The 19,057-nt window shown below is 60.9% G+C and carries 12 protein-coding genes; all 12 read right to left on the minus strand.

Going from position 1 to position 19,057, the window contains the following annotated elements; genetic code table 11:
• Positions 1-53: 53 nt before the first annotated feature.
• Positions 54-422, minus strand: coding sequence for a hypothetical protein (locus tag BN1118_RS21725; protein WP_156994902.1), 369 nt, complete (start codon positions 420-422; stop codon positions 54-56).
• Positions 419-2,962 carry a VgrG-related protein gene (locus tag BN1118_RS11095; RefSeq protein ID WP_244463600.1) on the minus strand — a complete coding sequence of 848 codons (2,544 nt, stop codon included), beginning with the start codon at positions 2,960-2,962 and terminating at the stop codon, positions 419-421. The genes BN1118_RS21725 and BN1118_RS11095 overlap by 4 nt, the downstream gene beginning before the upstream one ends.
• Before the next feature lie 34 nt (positions 2,963-2,996).
• Positions 2,997-5,042 (minus strand): type VI secretion system Vgr family protein, encoded by a 2,046-nt coding sequence (locus BN1118_RS11100; protein WP_043556099.1) that lies wholly within the window; start codon positions 5,040-5,042, stop codon positions 2,997-2,999.
• A gap of 11 nt (positions 5,043-5,053) precedes the next feature.
• A complete protein-coding gene (locus BN1118_RS11105; RefSeq protein ID WP_042869831.1) occupies positions 5,054-5,341 on the minus strand; it encodes a type VI secretion system PAAR protein in 288 nt (95 codons plus the stop codon).
• 291 nt (positions 5,342-5,632) lie between these two features.
• Complete coding sequence (locus BN1118_RS11110) at positions 5,633-7,063, minus strand: VasL domain-containing protein (protein WP_043556100.1); 1,431 nt, start codon at positions 7,061-7,063, stop codon at positions 5,633-5,635.
• A gap of 44 nt (positions 7,064-7,107) precedes the next feature.
• Positions 7,108-10,605 carry a type VI secretion system membrane subunit TssM gene (gene tssM, locus BN1118_RS11115; RefSeq protein WP_043556101.1) on the minus strand — a complete coding sequence of 1,166 codons (3,498 nt, stop codon included), beginning with the start codon at positions 10,603-10,605 and terminating at the stop codon, positions 7,108-7,110.
• A gap of 41 nt (positions 10,606-10,646) precedes the next feature.
• Positions 10,647-12,077: a type VI secretion system protein TssA gene (tssA, locus tag BN1118_RS11120; RefSeq protein ID WP_043556189.1), complete on the minus strand. Its 1,431-nt coding sequence runs from the start codon at positions 12,075-12,077 to the stop codon at positions 10,647-10,649.
• Between the two features lie 8 nt (positions 12,078-12,085).
• Positions 12,086-12,715 carry a type VI secretion system-associated protein VasI gene (gene vasI, locus BN1118_RS11125; protein ID WP_043556102.1) on the minus strand — a complete coding sequence of 210 codons (630 nt, stop codon included), beginning with the start codon at positions 12,713-12,715 and terminating at the stop codon, positions 12,086-12,088.
• Entirely contained in the window at positions 12,715-14,253 is a 1,539-nt protein-coding gene (locus tag BN1118_RS11130) for a sigma-54 interaction domain-containing protein (protein ID WP_043556103.1), read from the minus strand. Before BN1118_RS11130 ends, vasI begins: the two co-directional genes overlap by 1 nt.
• A 2-nt stretch (positions 14,254-14,255) precedes the next feature.
• Positions 14,256-16,898 (minus strand): type VI secretion system ATPase TssH, encoded by a 2,643-nt coding sequence (gene tssH / locus BN1118_RS11135; protein WP_043556104.1) that lies wholly within the window; start codon positions 16,896-16,898, stop codon positions 14,256-14,258.
• Positions 16,899-16,919: 21 nt separating this feature from the next.
• The gene (icmH, locus tag BN1118_RS11140; RefSeq protein ID WP_043135905.1) at positions 16,920-17,699 is read right to left on the minus strand and encodes a type IVB secretion system protein IcmH/DotU; all 780 of its coding nucleotides are present in this window, start codon (positions 17,697-17,699) and stop codon (positions 16,920-16,922) included.
• Positions 17,700-17,721: 22 nt separating this feature from the next.
• Positions 17,722-19,056, minus strand: a complete 1,335-nt coding sequence (tssK, locus tag BN1118_RS11145; protein ID WP_043556105.1) for a type VI secretion system baseplate subunit TssK — start codon at positions 19,054-19,056, stop codon at positions 17,722-17,724.
• Between the last annotated feature and the right edge of the window lies 1 nt (position 19,057).

Genomic DNA, 19,057 nt, shown 5'->3' on the forward strand with positions numbered 1-19,057 from the left:
CGTAATTGGGACATAGCCTTCTCAAAGGCCCCTCTTTAATTTACACAAAGGAGTTAACTATTGTTCACATCATCAATATATCGATTGATGTACTCATTTAAATTTTTGACACTATCTAATTCACACTGAACCATTAACAACTCACCACGCTGACCACCAACGTTTGAATAAAGCATACATTTTTCATGGATAGCAAGGCGTTGTTTATCGTAAAAGCTTTTCGAAAAGCCATAGTCACTAGACTTTGAAGAAATGATGTTTTTTAAATTTCTTTCATATTTAGCTGTTTGTTTTTGAACACAGGAAACCATTTCCTGATGCACCCCCGACGAATTTTTACAATTATCACTAGCAACAGCAGACTGGCTGGCAAAAAAACTACTGCAAAAAACGAATGAACAAATAAATAAAACCTTCTTCATTTTATCTCCACCTCAAACATTTTACTTTCCAGCTCTAACAATGCTTTTTTCTCTGAATCAGCTCTGTCTTTCAAATCTTTCCACCAAGTAGGGGAGGATTTGAACAGCGTCTCCGTATTATCTTTTTTATAGTTTTGCACTGTAATAATTAGTTCCTTGTCAGAAATATTTTGTAAATCAGAGTTACTTAAAGCATTAATGATTAAGTTGGTTTTAGCGCCAAATTGGACTGCGGTAGACCATACCAGATCATGAATAGCTGCACGAGTATGTTCTATTAAAAGGCCCTTTGATTTCAGCCGTTCAATTTGAATATCATAATGCGTCTCTTTAATGAAACGATGCTGCTCTTCTCTAAACCCTTCTGGATCATTAGCTGCAACATCCTTCCAAGCCGCGTTAAACTGAGCCGTCGCAGGGAGCAACCCTTCAAAAAAATCCTTGTATTTTGAAGATTGAATATATCGTTGCACAACCCCCAAATTCGACGACAGTTGATAGCAACCATATGAAGCTCCACCATAGTCTCCTTTTCCTGTAGACACTACTCCCGGGCCTCTTCCACCTGACTCATATCTTTCTGAAGTTTTACCCAACACCCATAGAGCTTCTTTTTGATAACTTTTCACCAACCCCATCATCCCAGCCGGATGAATAAACCAGGGCTTGGTATCAACCAATACCGCGAGCGCGTTAGCATCGTCTATCCACGCCATATTGTTGTGTACCTGCTTTGCGTACTCATAGAGCTTCGGTTGATCAGCCAACTCCTGCTTGAGACGCGGCCAATCCCCCGGCTTTACCCATTCGCTTTTGTGCTTGATAAACAACATCCGCAACTTTCCCGCCAACCCCTCATCGGCCAGCGCGGCCTTGATATCATTGCCGCTCAGGGTGCCATCGTTGTCTCTGTCTGTCACCAGCTTGTCATAGAGGGTACTAAAAAATTTGCTCGCCTCTTTCTGCTGCGGATCTTCACTCTCGGTATCAGCCTTGTCCAAAAATCCATCGTCATCACTGCTGCCATCGACCAGCTTGACGCCCAGCTTGTGCCAGTCGTGCTGACTGACCACTTCGACATCACCATCCTGCAATACGAACTCGCCCGCCAGCTCCCCGTCCGCCGCCGTCCGTTCACGCACCTTCACAAAGTTGTTGGCACCGTGAGTGACAATATCAGACTCTTTCACCGCCAACGGTAAGACCTGTGGCCCCAAATTGGCAACCTCGTGAAAACCATGCTGGCTATCGTTGGTAAGGCGATAGGTGGTGACCTCTTTCTTTACTAGCAGGTAGCCCTGGCCACCGGTTACACGCGCCTTGTTATTGATGCAATCTTCAAGCGCCTGTTTGTCGTTCTTTGCAACAAACACCTCAAAGTGCACGGCTTTGCTGTCGGCATCCTTCTCGAAGCCGCTGGCTACGGTCGTGGCCAGCTCATGTTCACCCCAATGACCGATGACTTTTCCGGCCTGCACCGGTATCGGGTTTGCGCTGCGGTCAACGACCGCATCGTCTTTGAATTCGACAGGGATACTAGGTTCAGCGGTCAGTCCGGCACCCATCTTGCTTTTTGCCAGCCAGCCAACGGTACCTTTGCCAGCATTGGTCATCACTTGATTCGCACTGTCTTTGACTGTGCCGCTGCCCGTCTTGAACACCTGTACTTTACGAAACTCTGTCGTGCCGCCATTGAGGTTCACCATCTGTGGTGGCTCACTGGATACCACCACCTCACTGCCAGCAGGTAGCCCCATGCTACCCACAGTGGTGTCAGCAGTTTTACGTAGCCATGTATTACCAGGGACCTTATGGCGGGCCGGTTTGCCTTCCGGTGGCGTCATCCATGTCGGCTTTTGTGGAAATTCCTGCTGTAATTGGCTTGCAGCAATATGGAACAGGCTGTCCGGGTCATCAACGTAGTGCACCAAATAGTAATCGTGGGGCTCATCTTTGTGGTTAAGCAGGTTCTTCACTTCCTGACCGACCAACTTCACTTCAGCCCCCCTTTTCGCATAGACAGGTTTATCGCCAGACAGCCGACGTGTCAGCTTGGGAGGATGTCCCTCTACCACCGGTTCATAGGTGGACACACCTGTCCCCTTGACCATTACTCGCGCAGCCTCGGGACTGTTGTAGCTGTTCTCACAGGCGATGTGCATGTAGAGGCTGTAGAAGGTCAGGCGATTCTTGTTCTGCTCACCGGCTTCGTAGCAATGACGTACCAGACAAAACGAAGGGGAGGTATACAAGTCAATCTTTCCCTCTGGTTTGCCCTCTTCGGTGTTACGAGTCGCCTTGGCTGGTTTGGTCGCCAGTCGGTAGGCCACGATCTCCCCGTCAGCAATCGCGCGCACAGCGCCGCTCGGGTGCCAGCCTCCGCTTTGACTGAAGTGGATGCCACCGTGCCAGATACGGTTGCGGCCTATCGGGAAAGTACCGCTCTTGAGACCATTGATCTTCTTGATAAATTCATCGAGGGATGCAATCTCGCTGGAGCCGTTTTCACCCGCCAGTTGCATGGGATAGACGATTTTCATGTTTGTCATTCAATCCTAAGTTGTTCGTCGAACATCAAGCGGAGGGCTGATAATCGCTATCGGGCTCCAGCGCCTTGAGCAGCGCCTCCATCGCCTTCTCGGTGGCAATCGCCTTGACCAGTTCAACCAGTTCAGGGGCTTTCACCACTTCCACGCCTTTGGGGATGATGGGAGGCTGACCTGCCCAGCCAGAGCCTGAGCCTGCGCTGCCACCGGCATTGAGTTTGATGGCGGGGCCCACCAGCTTGATGCCGCTCGGGTCTACTTTCACAAAGCTGCCGCCCCCCTTGAGGGTTATTTCAGAACCCGCCTCCAGCACCAGCTTGTCGCCCACCTTGATATGCACTTCCTGTCCCGCTTCCACCAGCAGTGACTGCCCCAGCTTCTGGTGCAGTGAGGTATCCACCGTCAGCGAGTAGTCGGCTTTTATCTGGTCGCGCTTCTCCCCTTCCACCGTCAGGTGGTCGTTGGCCTTGATGCGGGTCACCCGCTCGTTGTCGATGTCGCTGTGCTGGTCGTGTTTGATATGCCAGGCCGCATCATTTTCGATGAGTACGTTCAGGTCTTTCTGACCGTGGATATAAATCTCTTCCTGCCCGGCCTGGTCTTCGAAACGCAGCTCGTTGAAGCCCTCCCCCTGGTGGGTCTCGGTGCGCAGCACGGTACGGGTCTTGTTGGCCGGCAGATCGTAGGGGGGCCGGTTGGTGGCGTGGAAGGTGCGGCCGGTGACGATAGGCTGGTCCGGGTCCCCTTCCAGAAATGAGACGATAACTTCATGGCCGATGCGCGGAATGGCCATCATGCCGTACTGGCCGCCGGCCCAGCCTTGGGATACGCGTACCCAGCAGGAGCTCTGGTCGTTGGAGCTGCCATATCTGTCCCACGGGAATTGCAGTTTCACCCGGCCATGCTCGTCGCAGTAAATCTCTTCCCCTTCAGGGCCCACCACTATCGCGATTTGCGGGCCATCCACCATGGGCTTATGGGGCGCTTGCGGGCTGCCAATACGGGCGCGCCAGCTGGTGCTGGCTTTGACCACACCAAATTCGTTGTGGTAGACGGTGGGGCCGCTGCCGCCCTCCTCTTCCAGCGCCTGCGGCTGCAAACCGGTGTGGCTGATGCGCACGATTTGCCAGTCGGTATTCAGACTGCCATTCGGGTGCTCGGTCAGCGAGAAATACTGGCCCGGCAGCAGGGTCGCGCTGTTGGACTTGCCGCTGCCTGCCACTGCGTCGTTGCGCAGCGCATCGAGTCTGTGCTGGGCAAACGCCTTGCCGCTGCCGTCCTGCTTGTAGCGACCCGGATAGTCGAAGTGCTGGTAGGTATCGCGCTGGTGCTCCAGCTCGCTCCCCTGCTTCTTGTGGGATAACCCATAAGCCGGGGTCTTGAAGCTGTAGTCTTTCAGCTCAACATCGCTGGGCCGTACCGCCTCGCGGTAGTGGAACTGGCGCACATAGGGGCCCTGCTCCAGCGAACGGTTGCCGAGGTTGAAGAAGAGCTCAGGGCCGGCGGTCAGGGCCGCCGCATCGTCGGCAAACACGACGCGGTGTTTGCCGGCGTCGAATTCATGGAAGTAGAACAGCCCCTCTTCAGCAGCAAGGCGATTGACGAAATCGAGGTCGGTCTCACGATACTGAACGCAGTATTCCCGCTGGGCATGCTCATGCTTGAGCGCGAAGGCGTAGTCGGTGATGCCGTGCTCTTGCAGCAGGATGGAGAGGATTTCGTCAGGCTTTTGCGCTTGGAAGATTCGGGAATTGTGGCGAAGCGAGAGCCGCCACAGCGCCGGCTGCACCCGCAGCTGATAGCGGGTACGGCGAAAGCCGCTGTCCCCTTGAGCAAAATCACTCACGACCCCGCACACCCGCCGCTGCAGCTCGCCGTTGTACCACACCATCAGCTCGCACGGCTGGTCCAGCACGGCACCGAAGTCGACATCAGGCTCTGGGCTCGCCAATTCCAAACGCAGCTGGAAAGGCCCGTTCAGCGCCTCTTCCAGCGCGAACTCGGCCACTACGAAGGTGCTCTCGGGCAGCGCCCCCACCTTGACGGTAAATTGTAATCCTGTGCTGTCTGCCATAACGCTGTTCCTTATCCTGCCTGTCCACTGCCCGAGCCAATCACAACGCCACCGCAACCTATGGCGGTGCCGGTCACGGCGATGGGTTTGCCGTTGACCAAAACGGAGCCGACGCCCCCCGAGATGCTGCGCGGATGGGGAGGATTGTTGGGTTTGACGTGAGGGGCCAGCGGATCCCCCTGCCGGGCCACCGGTTTGCCATCGAGGAACACATCGGGGCTGGCGGCAATCACGGGGGATGGGTGGAACCCATCGTGGTCGGTGCCAATGTCACCGAGCAATGCAATAGAAGGGCACATATGAATTCTCCGTGTGGGCAAGGGAGCCGCCGTTGGGGCTCCTGCCATGGCGCAGGCTCACCATCATGAGCCGGGACGCAGATACAGCAGGGGTAGCAACCCAGCAGCCTCCATGCCATGACTGAGTGGCCATTAATCACCTTTAAAATCAGTTAATTGAGATGACGACTCACACAGTTTGGCTGCGTTGCTGCAACGAATTGCGCAAGACAGGGCAAGCGACACGGCAAACCTTGCTCTGCCAGTCAAATTTGCTGCCGCTTGCGCAACTCATTGCTCAATGCAGCATGTTCAACTGCCGGCAGCGCCCTGCTGCAACTGATAGAGCCGGATGTTGAGCGCTTTCAGGTCATTTTCCAGACTCTTCAATTCGGCAGCCGTGATGGGCTCCTGAGAGGCTTTTCTCGCCTCCAACTCGCCGAGACGCAGGCTGAACGGGATGTTCTGCATCAGGTTCTTCTGCACCTCGTAGAGCTGGGATTTGAGGTAGGAGATGGTCACCGTCTTGCGTTGGCGCTCCAGCTCCAGCAGCTGATCGAGCAGGGCATCCACCCCGGCGCGGGCATCCAGGTAGGTGGGCACGCTGATGGCGTCCCCCTGCTGACCGACCAGCGCGCTCTGCCACTGCTTGTCGAGCGCCTTGACCGCCAGCGAGTCGGGATAGAGCATCTGCAACGAGTTGCGCAGTCCCTCGCCGTAGCGATACCAGTAGAGCGGTGACGTCTGCTCCAGCCGGGCAAGCTGGCTCTGATAACGGGCCACCAGTTCGCTCTCCATGCTCTGCAGGGTCTGCTCCCCCAGCACGATGCGTGCCTGGCGAATGTCGTCATAACTGAGTGCTCGCGGCAGCTCGGTGGCTGGCTGTACCAGACGCTGGGCCGCCACTGTCTTCTCCTGCTGCTGATGTTGCCAGCCAAGCCAGCCCATCACCGGCAGGGCGCAGCTGAGCAGGCCGCAGCCAAACCAGAACCAGGCTGGCCGCTGCTTGCGGTGCTGCTCAATCTTGAGCACGGTCGGCTTCATCTGCCCCTTCTCGCGCCCCACCAAAATGCTGCCCTGAGGCAGGTGCGGGGTCGCCGCCCCGGCAGAGGCGCCGTGATCGCTCTCCATGTCGGATTTGAAGAACACCATGGGGGGGATCTGCAACTCCTCCTTGAGGCCGGGCTCATCGGAGACGATGACGATCTCGGTCTCATCGAACAGGTGGGTGTAGCCCTCGATGAAGTGCACCAGATTCTCGACCCGGGGAATGCGGCTTAAGCCCGCGTTGTGCAGCTTCTCGCTGATAAGTTGCAGCGCCCGCTCGCAGCGGTAGATCAGCCGCTTGTCTTCGTGGCTGATCTGGTACTGGCGAATGACATCGCTGATGCGGGCGATGAACCAGTCCAGCATCTCGATGCGGGCCCGCTCCTGATGCACCGGTGGCCAGAAACTCTCCCACTGGGTGACGATCAGGTTGGCGAGAAACTCGCAGCCTTCGGTGAAGCCGCTCAACCCCTGCAAGCGAGAGCGTGCCAAGGTGAAGTAGATGGCGGTCTGCAGATCCACCCCGTGCTTTTCGAAGATAAGACTGGCGAGCCGATGGATCTTGAGCCAGTCCACCTCGGGGCGGGAGGCATGGCTGAGCTTGTTGATTTCAGCCCGCAGCGCCTCGTACTCCGGCAGCATCCTGGGGTCACGCCCCACTTTCAGCGCCTGCTGACCTTGTTGATTCTGTGACATATCGGGTTCCAAAATGCGGGGGGCACAATGTCCCCCCGACATGATCAATAGAGGGATTCAGGCAATCTGAACTGGCTGAACAGGCCGCCGGTGAAGGGATTCTGCACGCTGTCGGTATAGACGCGATAGGTCATGGACCCCTGATCCACCGGGAAGCGCACATCGAAGGTGGCCTCATTGACCTGGGTCAGCTCCCCCTTGTCCATCAGGCGGAACATGGCCCAGGGGCCGACAAAGCCTTCACTGCGCGGCGAGCGCTCACGGGCGGCCGGCACCAGGGTGATCTTGCTTTCAGCCCCGTCACGCATGGTGTTGGGCCACACCAGCGGGATCTTGGTGCGACGGCCATGGGCGTACTCCAGCAGCTGGCCATCCAGGTTCAGCACGCTGCGCCGCTTGTTGGCGGTGAGCTCGATGGGCTCGAGGGCGAATTGCACCTCCAGGTTGCCCTGCTGGCTGAAGAAGATCTGACGGATGCGGGCGGCTCTGTCCAGCTGCTTGACCAGCTCGGCCTGCATGGGCGAGCTGAACTCGCCCTCCATCAGGCCGCTCTCCACCATGGGTTTGAGATTGACCTGATAGAAGCTGTCCAGGGTGCCGCCCGGCGCAAAGAAGCGCTCCATCTCGGAGAGCGGTACGTCCTTGGCTGAGCCCGGATCGAACGGATAGCGACCGGCCAGCTGGCTGTTGAATGGCGCCAGCACCTTGTCCTGCCACTCCTGATTGAGGGAGGACATGGCCAAGTCGATCACCAGCCGCGAGCTCTGCTCGGAGAGCTGACCCACCCAGCGATCCAGCGGAGCCGGCAGGCTGCGTGCATATTGCTGCAGGGCGAACACAGGATCGGCGTACTTGTTGGTCAGACGCAGCTGCACCGCCTTGAGGGCCGACTGGCCCGGCTCGGTAGCATTGACGATGAGCTCCAGATAGTGCTGCAGCTCCACCAGCTTCTGATTGACCTCCTGAATGAGCGGTCCCTGCTCACCACGGCCAGCCAATGCTCCATTAGTGGCCATAAAGGGACGCCCGATGCGGGCCGTGATGGCCTGGGCAGGATCCCCTTCCACATCGGAGATCTTGCGAATGCGGGTGTTATCATCCAACGAGGCCAGCACCCGCTGGAACGGCTGATCGTTGCCCGTGATGGCAGAGAGCACGTCGAGCGCCTGCTCGGGGCTCTCCAGGGTCTGCACATCCAGGTTGGTCAGCAGTTTTTGCCACTGGTTGACGTAGTCGGTGACATAGCGATCGTTGACCTGACGGGCGATCTCCTTGCGATCGGCCTCGCTCAGCTGGCTCAGCTTGCGCTGGCCCAGCACCCAGGCATCCATGGCGGTGAGATCGATCAGCGCCTTGTCCTGTTTGAGGAAGAAGTCGTTGAAACCGGGCCAGGTCAGCAGCCGCGGCACCTGACCTGCGTTGTCGCTGCGCAGGGCAAACACTGTGTCGAAGGTGGGACCCACCTCGTCGCGCACGTTGAGATCCGGCGGCAGCACGTCATTCGCCTTCACTACCAGGTTTTGATACACCCGCTGATACATGGGCAGCTTGCCAAGCTCGCGCTGGGCGCCGTAGACAGGCTCCTTGAACGGTATGAAGGCGGTGATGGCGGCCGGATCCCGGGCGGCCCGGGCACCATGCCAGTCGGTGTGGTCGAGGGCGTAATCCAGGTGCCCCATCAGTTGCTCCTGCACAGCCCCCTGCCCCGGGAAGGCCTGCTGCCAGCGACTGGCCATGTACTGCGCCACCAGCTCCTTGTTGCGACCCGACGCATCGTCCAGCATCCGCATCACCCGCAGTATGGAGAGCTTCTCCTCACTGCCGGCCGGTGCCTGCTCGAGATCCGCCAGCAGCCCCTGCATCTGGGCCGGCAGGAAGCGCAGGCTCAGCAGTTGCAGATAGGAGCCTTCCACATAAGGGCCAATCTCGTCTCCCTGATAGAGGCCCAGATCGGCCACCAGCGGGGTGCGTTCACGGTAGTTGCCAAAGGAGAGGGTCGCCTCGCGGATGAGGTTCAGACGCGGCAGCTGGCTCACCCCGAAGGCGTGGGCATCGGCCACCTCGTTGGTCTCCATGAAGGCCTGGGCCTTGGTCAATACGTTGTGGCCAGCCTCCTCGTTGACCCGGTAGAAGTAGTGCCAACCGCCGATAAGGGCTGCCGAGAAGAGCGACAGGCAGCTCAGGCCGATGGCCATGCGGCGACGGCGATAGAGGGTGTGCAGCCGGTTCTCCCCGGCCAGATGGGCCTCGGGGAAGATGATGGTGGAGAAGAGCTTGCGCACGAAATAGGTGTTGGACTCTCCGCGCAGGGCCGAGTAAATGGGCTCGGGCAGGTTGTAGCGACGAGACGCCGCCTGGGCAAACGCATCGAACGGCACCCCCTGCTGATAGACGGAGCTGATGTAGACGCCGCGTACCAAGAGCGGCTTGCTCTCCTCGATGGCCAGGGTCTCGTCGAGCAGGCTGGTCACGTAATCCTTCAACCCCGCCAGTTGACGCACGAACGAGAACAGCGCATTGCGCTGGGCGGCATCGAGCCGGGCCAGCATCAGCTCGGGCAGGTTCTGGTTGAGGTTGTCCACCCACTGATCCCAGAACAGGGCCAGCGCCTGCTGCCAGGATTTGCCCTGGCTGTCGCCCGGGTTGAAGGTCACCCCCAGCACGGCCTCGCGGGCCTCCTTGTCGAGCTGCTCATACACCACATCAAAGCCGCGCAGCAAGTCGAGCTTGGTAAAGGTGACATAGAGCGGCAGCCGGGTATTCATGGTGGCCGACACCTCCTGCAGGCGGGAGCGCATCAGCTGGGCATAGGCCTTGCGCTCGGCCACGCTGGCATGGGAGAGCCAGGCCAGATCCACGGTCAGCACCAGGCCGTTGAGAGGCTGGCGGCGACGGTGTTCGTTGAGCCAGTTCAGCAGGTGCAGCCAGAGCCGCTCATGCTTGCGCGCCTGCGGATCCAGCTCGGGCTCGGATTGGGACAAGAGCTCGCCGGCAGGATCCAGCATCACGGCTTGTTCCCCCAGCCAGCAGTCGATCAGCTGATCCTGCGCCACGTCACGCAGTTCGGTGTCGAGCCTGGGGTTGAGCTTGTTGGCCGGGTTGGCGCGGTGAATAAGGCTGCTCTTGCCGCTGCCGGGCAGCCCCAGCACCAGATACCAGGGCATGGCGTAGAGTGCCCCCTTGCCCAGATGAGTGTTCAACGCTTGCAGCCAGCGATCCAGGAACAGCGCCTGCTTGTCGATGAGCCCCTTGACCGGATCCTGCTCCAGCACCACCTCGTGCTGACGTTCGGCCTTGAGTTGCTGCATCTTGCGCCAGACGCGCCAGGAGAAGACCCCCAGCATCAGCCAGAGCCAGAGCAGGGTGAATACCACCCGCCCCCACAGCGGCTCGAACGGCTTGGCGCCACGGATCTCGATACTGGGCCCCAGCCACCACACCAGGATGAGGGCGACGACCCAGAGCACCACACAGAGCAGGGGCCAGGAGGGTTTCAGTTTCGGCAGCTGTTGCCGCAGAAAGGTAAAGATGGTTTTGAACATAAAATGTGATCCAACTCCGACTCAATGACTCATTTCGGCACTTATTTCGACAACGGGGCCGCCTGGCTTTCCAGGCGACTGACCAGCCCGGGCTCCCAGTGCGACAACCCCAGGCGACTCGCCTCTTGCCACAAGTGTTGATAGTGCTGGCGCGCAAGCGCCTCCATGCCTTCCTGCGCCAACAGCTCCGCCTGCACCAACTGGGCATGGAAGCGGGCTCTTGGCTCTTTCAACTGCGTCATCCTTTCATCCAGCAGGGTGAGGGCCGCGGCCACCCCCTGCTCCCCATGACACAAGGCCACCTCTTCGGCCAGACTGGACTCCCCGTCGCCCCCACCACCCAGCTTGGCTGGCTGCAACCAGCGGCTGCACTCGGGAGGCAGAAACGGGCTGCCATCGCTGAAGGTGAGATCCCGCAAGGCCGGCAGCCGCTGCAAGAAGCCGTCGAGCTCCTGCGCTATGGCCTGAGCCACGGCGCCAAATCCCAGCTTCTGCGCCACCTCGGCCGAGAGCTGATGCCCTTCGAACCAGTAAGGTGCCAGGGTCAGGCTCTGTTCGATGCGCTGCCAGAGCGCCAGATCCGGCGCGGCCCGCTCCAGCGTGGCCAGGGCGGCGCGGTACTCATCCACCATGTCCGTCGACATGGGGGCCAACTGGGTTTTATTGCCCTGGGCGCTCATGGGCGGTGTGGTGATGCCGGCCCAGACGGCGTGACGGCGCAGGCGATAGCCCACCGCCGCCTCCGGCTGGCGCTCGATCAAGAGCTCCGCCACCTTGAGCTGGGTCTGTCGCCAGGCCCTGTCATTGGAGCTGTCGATCTCGATGCCAGATCCCTTGGCGCTGCCACTGAGCAGCATGGATCCCGCCATGCTGGCCGCCGTGGCCACGGGCACGCCGCTCTCAGGTTTGGCATCAGCCTGGGCTTGCGCCACCTGCTGGCGCTGGGCCCGCTTCAGCCCCATCAACAAGGGATCGAGCAGCTCGCCCTTGTCCGGACACTGGGCCCGCCAGCAAGCCTCAAGCTGCTCGGCCTGGGCCAGCAGCTGGACCAGCTCGGCCGCAGAGGCACTTTCACTCACCCGCGGCAAAGCCCTCTCGAAGCGCTTGACGATCTGCACCATCAAGCGCTGCTTCTGGCTGGCATTGCCGGGCCAGGCCAGCAGCCAATAAGCCTTGATCCAGGCTTCCAGCAAACTGAGCGCAGCCCCCAGAGGGGTCGCCTTGGCCGGATGTTGCAGGCAGCGCAGCAGCTGGGCCAGCACCCGCATGTCTTTAGTGCGGCTCTCCAGCAGGCCGAGGCACGCCTCGGCCACCGCATTGAGATCGACCTGGCTGTGGGCGAGCGATCCCAGCTTGACCAGCTCGGTCTCCACATAATCCCAGCGCGGCTCGTCGGCCAGCACGGCGCCTCTGATCTGTTCATCCGGCAAGCTGGTGAGCAGCCGGGCACACCAGGGGTGTTGATAACTCATGGCGCCCCCTACCAGCGACACTGCTGGCGCAGCGGCGCCAGCGCCTCTTTCAGACCGCTCAAGTCGACCCGCAGCACGACGCCGTTAGCGGCCCGAGCCTGAGTGCCGTTGTCGGCCCGAACCTGCAGCTCGTGATGGCCAATCCAGCGCTTGAGCTCCTCGATGGCGGGCAAACCGCGGCCATATTCGAGCAACAGACCCTGATCCCGGATAAACCAGCTCTGGGAGCCGGCACTCGGCTGACCATCCAGCTCGACCAGCACCTTCTCCCCTGCCCAGGGGGTGTCCAGCCGCAGCCGGATATGGGTGATGCTGTCGACGCAGCCGATGGCCAGGGTCGCCCCGCGCAAGGCGGGACGGGTGAGCGTCTCGCTGGCACGGCCCTCATCGCGCTGCAACAGGAAAGGAGGGCTGTCCGGCGTGCGAGCCTGCTCCTGTGCCCAGATGGCCTGCCAGGCGGCAGATTTGGGGGCGCCCCCCTCATTCGTCTGGGTCAGGCCATTGCCGAGGGCGTCGTAACAGGCGAGCCGGATCAGCGGCGATGGCTCGCGGCGGCACGCCTGCCAAGACGCCATGTCCAGCGGGGCCACGGTGCCGCTGGTGGCCAGCAGCAGCGGCAACAAGCCGAGGATGCTCATCAGTTCACCTCCAGTTTCTGGCACTTGTGATCCAGGGTGCGCTTGGGAATATTCAGGCTCTCGGCCACCAGCATGCGGTTGCCCTGAAAGTAGCGCAGACGCGCCTCGATGACCGAGGCCTCGTACTGCTGCATGGCCCGGCGCAGATCCCGGATGTGGTTGTAGTCGTCCATGGAGCCGGGCAACTCGACACAGACCCGCTCTTTCAGCTCGGGGGGCAAGGCCTCCAGCACCACCTCTTCCCCGTGACGGGTGTGGGCGCAGGCGACCTCCAGCAGATTGCGCAGCTCGCGCACGTTGCCGGGGAAGTCATAACTTTGCAGCTGCTTCAAGAACTTGCGCTGCAACCCCGCCAGGGTCTTGCCATCCTGGGCGGCAAACTGGGCCATGAAGTGCTGACACAGCAGAGGAATATCATCCATGTGCTCCCGCAGGGGGGCGATGAGCAGCAGACACTGGCAGAGGCGGTGATAGAGATCGGCCCGGAACTGCCCCTCCTCCACATGGCGAGTGAGCGGCTGATGGGTCGCGGCGATGAGGCGAAAATCTGAGTGATACTCCTGCTCGGCCCCAAGTGGTCGGTAACTGCGGGTCTCAAGCACCCGCAGCAGCTTGGCCTGCATGGCGGCGGGCATGTCCCCCACCTCGTCCAAAAACAGTGTGCCCCCATTGGCCTGGGCCACCAACCCGGTTTTGTTGGCAAGGGCGCCGGAGAAGGCCCCCTTCTGATAACCGAACAGCTCGCTCTCGATGAGGTTTTCCGGAATGGCGGCGCAGTTGATGGCCACAAACGGCTTGGCCGCGCGATCCGAGCACTGGTGCACCAGCCGGGCGACCACCTCCTTGCCGCTGCCGGTTTCCCCCTGAATGAGCACGGTCAGCTTGTGCTGGCCTGCCAGGCTTATCTGCTCGCGCAGCCCGCGGATCACCGCCGACTGGCCGATCAACTGATCGCCCAGCAGCTTCTCATGCTGGCGCAGCCGCTCCCCCTCCCCCTTCATCTGGCGCAGAGAGTCTCGCAGCATCCCCTGATCCCGCCGACTGCGCCCCAGATCGCGGATCAGGGTGAGCTGGTTGCAGAATACCTGTGACAACAGGGCCAGTTCGGGGCGCTGTGTCCACTCCTGCAGCACATCGCCGCTGTCCATCATGGCCAGCACGGCAAACGGCTTGCCGTTGCCATCATTGAGCGGAAAGGCGTGCAGGCCGCACTGCTGACCCAGGTTGGCCAGCAGGGTGCGAAACGCGGCGTGCTCGATGCGGGCACCGCCGTGCAGGGAGTCCCAGGTGCGGGACTGGGCCTTGTGCAGCACATAGGCGAGCGGGTGGGAGAAATCATCCACCGCCAGCGCCAACGCCACCTTCTGCCCCTTGACCCAGCCGGTGCATTCGAGCTGGCGCCCGCTCACGTCCAGCATGCCGAGCAGTATCCCCTTGGGCTGAAAGCTGGCATTGAGGGTCGAGGTCCACCAGTGACACAGGTGCTGCTCATCGCGCTGCTGCGTCAAGGCGAGGGCAAATGCGAGGGCTTGTTCCATGGTCAGCCCTCCACCTCGGCCACGAACTGACGCTCGCTCACAGAGAACCGCACCCGCTTGATGGGCTCACCGGCCGAGAGACGCTGCAGCAGTTGCAGGGAGACTGGCGGCAACAGGGCACCGTCGATGACGGATTCCAGCATGCGGGCCCCGTTCTCGCTGCGATTGGCGCGGCGCAGTATCTCCTCGGCCACCTCATCCTCCAGCACCACCTCGGCGCCGAAGCGATCCTTGAGCAGCTTGACCAGCCGGTTGAGCTTGCCACCGACGATCTGCACTAGCGTGTCGTGGCCAAGCGGCAGGTAGGGGATCACCTCCATCCGCGCCAGCAGGGCCGGCTTGAAGAAGGCGGCGAGCTCGGGGTAGAGCGCATCCAGCAGATCATCGGGCTGCTCGGCATGATCGACTATGGTCTGGAAGCCGAGGTTGGAGGTGAGGAAGAAGACCACGTTCTTGCAGTCGATGATGCGCCCTTCCCCATCCGCCAGCTCGCCCTTGTCGAACGCCTGATAGAAGAGGTTGAGCACGTCTGGATGGGCTTTTTCCACCTCATCCAGCAGCACCACCGAATAGGGCTTCTGACGAATGGCCTCGGTCAGCACGCCCCCCTCGCCAAAGCCGACATAGCCGGGAGGCGATCCGATCAGTCGGGAGACTGTATGTTTTTCCTGATACTCGGACATGTTGATGGTGGTCAGGTACTGGCGGCCACCGAACATCAGCTCGGCAATCTGCAGCACGGTTTCTGTCTTGCCGACCCCGCTTGGCCCCACCAGCAGGAAGGCACCCAGCGGACGGCCCGGACGGCGCAAGTCGGCGCGAGCGGTCAGCAGGTGTTTGTGCAGATGGGCCACCGCCACATCCTGCCCCTTGATAAGCTCGCCAAGGTATTCCGGCAACCGGGTCACCACGTCCAGCTCCCCCTGGGAGATGCGATTGAGCGGCACCCCGGTCCATTCGGCGATCACGGCCGCCACCTGGGTCTTGTCGACGTGGGCGGAAACCAATACCTCGCCCTGTTGCAAGGCGGCCAGCTCGCGCTCGAGCTCGGCCAGCTTCTCGGCGGCCGCTTGTGGATCCAGCGGCGCATCGGCCAGATCCAGCGCCTCTCTGGTCAGCAGCTCATCTTGCTGATCGGCGAGCAGGGCGGCGCGCAGTTCGACAATCTGGTGCACCAGCCCCTGCTGCTGTTGCCACTGGGCCTCCTGCTCACGCAGGGTGTCACGGCAGGCCTGCTGGGCGGCGTGCAATTCGGCAAGGCGCTCGTCATTGTCACCGAGACCTATCAGGCTCTGGCGCTCCAGCTGACGGATCTCCAGCTCGCGCTGGCGCAACGCGTTTTGCAAATGGCTGACGGCGCGCGGCGGCGTGGTCAGGTTGATGGCCACCCGGGCACAGGCGGTGTCGAGCACGTCGATCGCCTTGTCCGGCAGCTGACGGCCGGAGATGTAACGGGCAGAGAGCTGGGCGGCGGCTTGCAGCGCCTCTTCATCGATCAGCACCCCGTGGGCCTTCTCGTAGATGCTGCGCAGGCCGCGCAGTATCACTGTGGCTTCGTCGGCATTGGGCTCACCCACCTTCACCAGCTGGAAGCGGCGCGACAGGGCCGCGTCTTTTTCCACGTATTTCTTGTACTCGCCCCAGGTGGTGGCGGCTATGGTACGCAGCTCGCCCCGGGCCAGCGCCGGCTTGATGAGGTTGGAGACATCCAGTCCACCGGCCTGATTGCCGGCCCCGATCAGAGTGTGGGCCTCATCGATGAAGAGGATGACAGGACGCACCGAATCCTTGACCTCCTGCATCACCCCCTTGAAGCGTTTCTCGAACTCCCCCTTGACCGAGGCGCCCGCCTGCATGGCGCCAAGATCCAGCGTCATCAGCTCCACCTCGCGCAATTTTTCCGGTACCTGACCCGCTACGATGCGCAGGGCCAGCCCCTCGATGAGGGCACTCTTGCCCACCCCGGCCTCCCCCACGACTATGGGGTTGTTCTTGCGACGACGGGAGAGGATGTCGATCATCAGATCGATCTCGTGATCCCGGCAGAGCACGGGATCCAGGCTGCCCTGACGGGCCTGTTCGGTGACGTTGACGGTGAAGCGGGCCAGCAGGCTGGCATCGGCCGGCAGTGCTGCCTGGGTGGGATTGCCGTTGGCAGAAACAGTCACTTGGGTCTCGGCAGATTCTTTGACCCACTCATCGAACTGCTGGCGCAGCAGCTCGCGATTGACGTTGGCCAAGAGCCGGGTCACAGACCCCGGCAGGTAGCGCTGCGGAGTCATCAAGAGCACCAGCAGCATGACGCCGCTGCGAAGCTGGGCGTGTTGCAGCTCGGCCGAGGCCAGCAGCCAGCTGTCTTGCAGCCACTCCACCAGCAGTGGCGAGAAGGAGGGATAAGCCTGGCCATAGCCAGTATCCGCCGCCGAGGGTTGCAGCAGGGTTCTGAGTGCGTCGACCTCCACCTCGGCCACTTTCAGGATCTGGCGCACATCGCTGAGGGGGGTTTCCAGCATCTTGAGCAGCAGGTGCTCGATACGGATCTCGGCCCCCTGATGGTTGACGCAGAGGGCCGCAGCCTCCTCCAGCATGTGACGGCAGATGGGGTTGAGTCTTTCCACCAGTACGGGTAGCTCTATACGGATCAAGGCGTGCTCTCCTCAGAATAATTATTTTAATAATTCGCCCAGTTGACGCAGTACGTCCTGGGTCTGGTTATTGAGTTGGTGGTGATAGAGGCCAAAGATGATGGCCAGGATCAGGGCTCCGCCCATGAACAGGCTGCGCAGGGAAATCTGCTTGCGCAGCTGGTAGCGGGAAGCCTGACGGCCGAGATCGAGGTGAAACACGCTGGGTGCCTCACCGCTCGCCTCGGGGGCAAGCTGCTTGTGCAGCTGTTTGACGATGCGCTCAAACTCCCCTTGTCCCTTGCTCATCACCTTGTAGCGCCCCTCGAAACCGAGGCACAGGCACAGGTAGATGAACTCCAGGATGTCGCGGTAGCGCACCGGATCTTCCTGCAGACGGGTGAGCAGCACGAACACCTTCTCGCCACCCCAGGTCTCGTTGTGAAAGCGCGTCAGCAAGGAGTGTTCAGACCACTCGCTCTGGCTGCCCCAGTCGCGGCCCATCACGGCCTCGTCGATGAAGGTGCAAAGGATGTAGCGAAACGAGAGGACGACGCCGTTCTCGTAACCCTGAGCCATCAGCTCCTGTTCGATGGCCTGGATCTCGGTCACCACCCGCTGATAGAGCTCGGGCACCCTGTCGTAGCGCGACAGCAGGCGCACCCGCTGCACCAGCCCCAGCAAGGGGGTCACCGCATCTATCATGGGGTTGATGCTCTGGCCGCGCAGGCGGAACCAGTAGTCCGAATCCATGTCCAGCTGCTCGGCATGATCGAACAGCAGGTCGCTGAGTTGCTCGTTCTTGATAATGTCCGTGGTCATCTCTGCTTATTCCTTGATGCGATCACTGGCTGCGAATGGCCCAGAGCTGCATGTCGAGCTCCGGGAAATCGCCGGCGATGTGGAAGGCGAGCGTGTTGCTGACCGCCAGCATCTGCCAGGCAGGGCTCTGACGGTCGAGCTGGAAGTAGCTGTAACCGGCGTGATAGGGCAGCTGACGCGGCGCCACCGGCAGCGGCAGCAGCGGAATGCCGGGCAGTTGCAGGCTGATGAGCTCGCGGATCTTGTCGCTGGAAGCCACCTTGGTCTGCTGCAGCAACTGCTTGCGCAACTGCTCCTGCGGCATGCGGGCACGCACCGCCAGCACGAAGTCGGCGCTTTGCATCAGCTCGCTCTCGTTGACCATGGCCACCATGACGCCGTACTGGTGCTTGCGCAGCTGGATGGAGACGGCGCGCGGCGACAACACTGTGCTCAGCGCCTGACGCAGGGCCAACATCACCGGCTCGAAGCTCACCTGCTGATCGTCGTGACGATAGGCGGCAAACTCGGGCGGCAGACGGGATTCATCGGTGAAGGTCATCAACTCGCCACACAGCTGCACCAGCGCCTCGTGCAACCGCTCCGGGTGCAGGGTGCCAAGACGCGAGAGGTGCGACAGCTGGGGCTGGGCCCGGTTGAGCAGTTGCAGCATCATGAACTCGGCCACATCGGCGACCCCCTGCTGACCCGGCGCGGCAATGCGCTGGGAGAGGCTGCGGGCCCGCTCAGCCACCAGCCCCGCCGACTCGCCGAGGAAGCGCTTGAGGGTCGGGATGGCAGAGACGCTGATGCTGCAGGGCATGAAGTTGGGATCCAGCACCAGACCGCCGTCCGGGCGCTTGTCCAGAATGCGGGCGATGGCGAGCGAGGCATAGGCACTGCGATCTTCGCGCTCCAGCATCAGGCGCAGGCTGACCCGCCCCACTTCCAGGGAGACCACATCCCCCCCCTCGCTGTGCAGGTCGCGCACATCATGGCGATGGGCCTGCAGGCGGGTAGCGACCTGGCCGCCCTGATTGACTTCGTTGACCCCGCTCACCGACAGCGGCAGCGCCAGATAGACCTTCTGGTTGGCGACCGAGGCATCGGTGATCTCCAGCGGCGCCGGCAGCATGTCGTCATTGGGAATATTGAAGACGGTGCCATCGGGCAAAATGCCTGTGGCCCCCACCAGGGCGATGCGGCCAAACCCCAGGTAATCCTCGTTGATGGCCAGCGACTGCAAGCCATAGAAATAGTCGGACAGCGCGCTCAGGCGAGCGTGCAGCGCATACTCTGAATGTCTTTGTTGTTGCTGGAAGTGCTGGGGCTTGATGAAGAGCCCCTCACGCCAGATAACCCGATTTCGACTCGACATG

Source organism: Aeromonas bestiarum (genome assembly GCF_000819745.1).
Taxonomy (GTDB): Bacteria; Pseudomonadota; Gammaproteobacteria; order Enterobacterales; family Aeromonadaceae; genus Aeromonas; species Aeromonas bestiarum.

Excerpts from the sequence above, each read along its gene's own strand:
- icmH (WP_043135905.1), bottom strand. The coding sequence starts at position 17,699 with ATGACCACGGACATTATCAAGAACGAGCAACTCAGCGACCTGCTGTTC.
- BN1118_RS11130 (WP_043556103.1), bottom strand. The coding sequence starts at position 14,253 with ATGGAACAAGCCCTCGCATTTGCCCTCGCCTTGACGCAGCAGCGCGAT.
- BN1118_RS11105 (WP_042869831.1), bottom strand. The coding sequence starts at position 5,341 with ATGTGCCCTTCTATTGCATTGCTCGGTGACATTGGCACCGACCACGAT.
- tssA (WP_043556189.1), bottom strand. The coding sequence starts at position 12,077 with ATGAGTTATCAACACCCCTGGTGTGCCCGGCTGCTCACCAGCTTGCCG.
- vasI (WP_043556102.1), bottom strand. The coding sequence starts at position 12,715 with ATGAGCATCCTCGGCTTGTTGCCGCTGCTGCTGGCCACCAGCGGCACC.
- BN1118_RS21725 (WP_156994902.1), bottom strand. The coding sequence starts at position 422 with ATGAAGAAGGTTTTATTTATTTGTTCATTCGTTTTTTGCAGTAGTTTT.
- tssK (WP_043556105.1), bottom strand. The coding sequence starts at position 19,056 with ATGTCGAGTCGAAATCGGGTTATCTGGCGTGAGGGGCTCTTCATCAAG.
- BN1118_RS11095 (WP_244463600.1), bottom strand. The coding sequence starts at position 2,962 with ATGAAAATCGTCTATCCCATGCAACTGGCGGGTGAAAACGGCTCCAGC.
- BN1118_RS11110 (WP_043556100.1), bottom strand. The coding sequence starts at position 7,063 with ATGTCACAGAATCAACAAGGTCAGCAGGCGCTGAAAGTGGGGCGTGAC.
- BN1118_RS11100 (WP_043556099.1), bottom strand. The coding sequence starts at position 5,042 with ATGGCAGACAGCACAGGATTACAATTTACCGTCAAGGTGGGGGCGCTG.
- tssM (WP_043556101.1), bottom strand. The coding sequence starts at position 10,605 with ATGTTCAAAACCATCTTTACCTTTCTGCGGCAACAGCTGCCGAAACTG.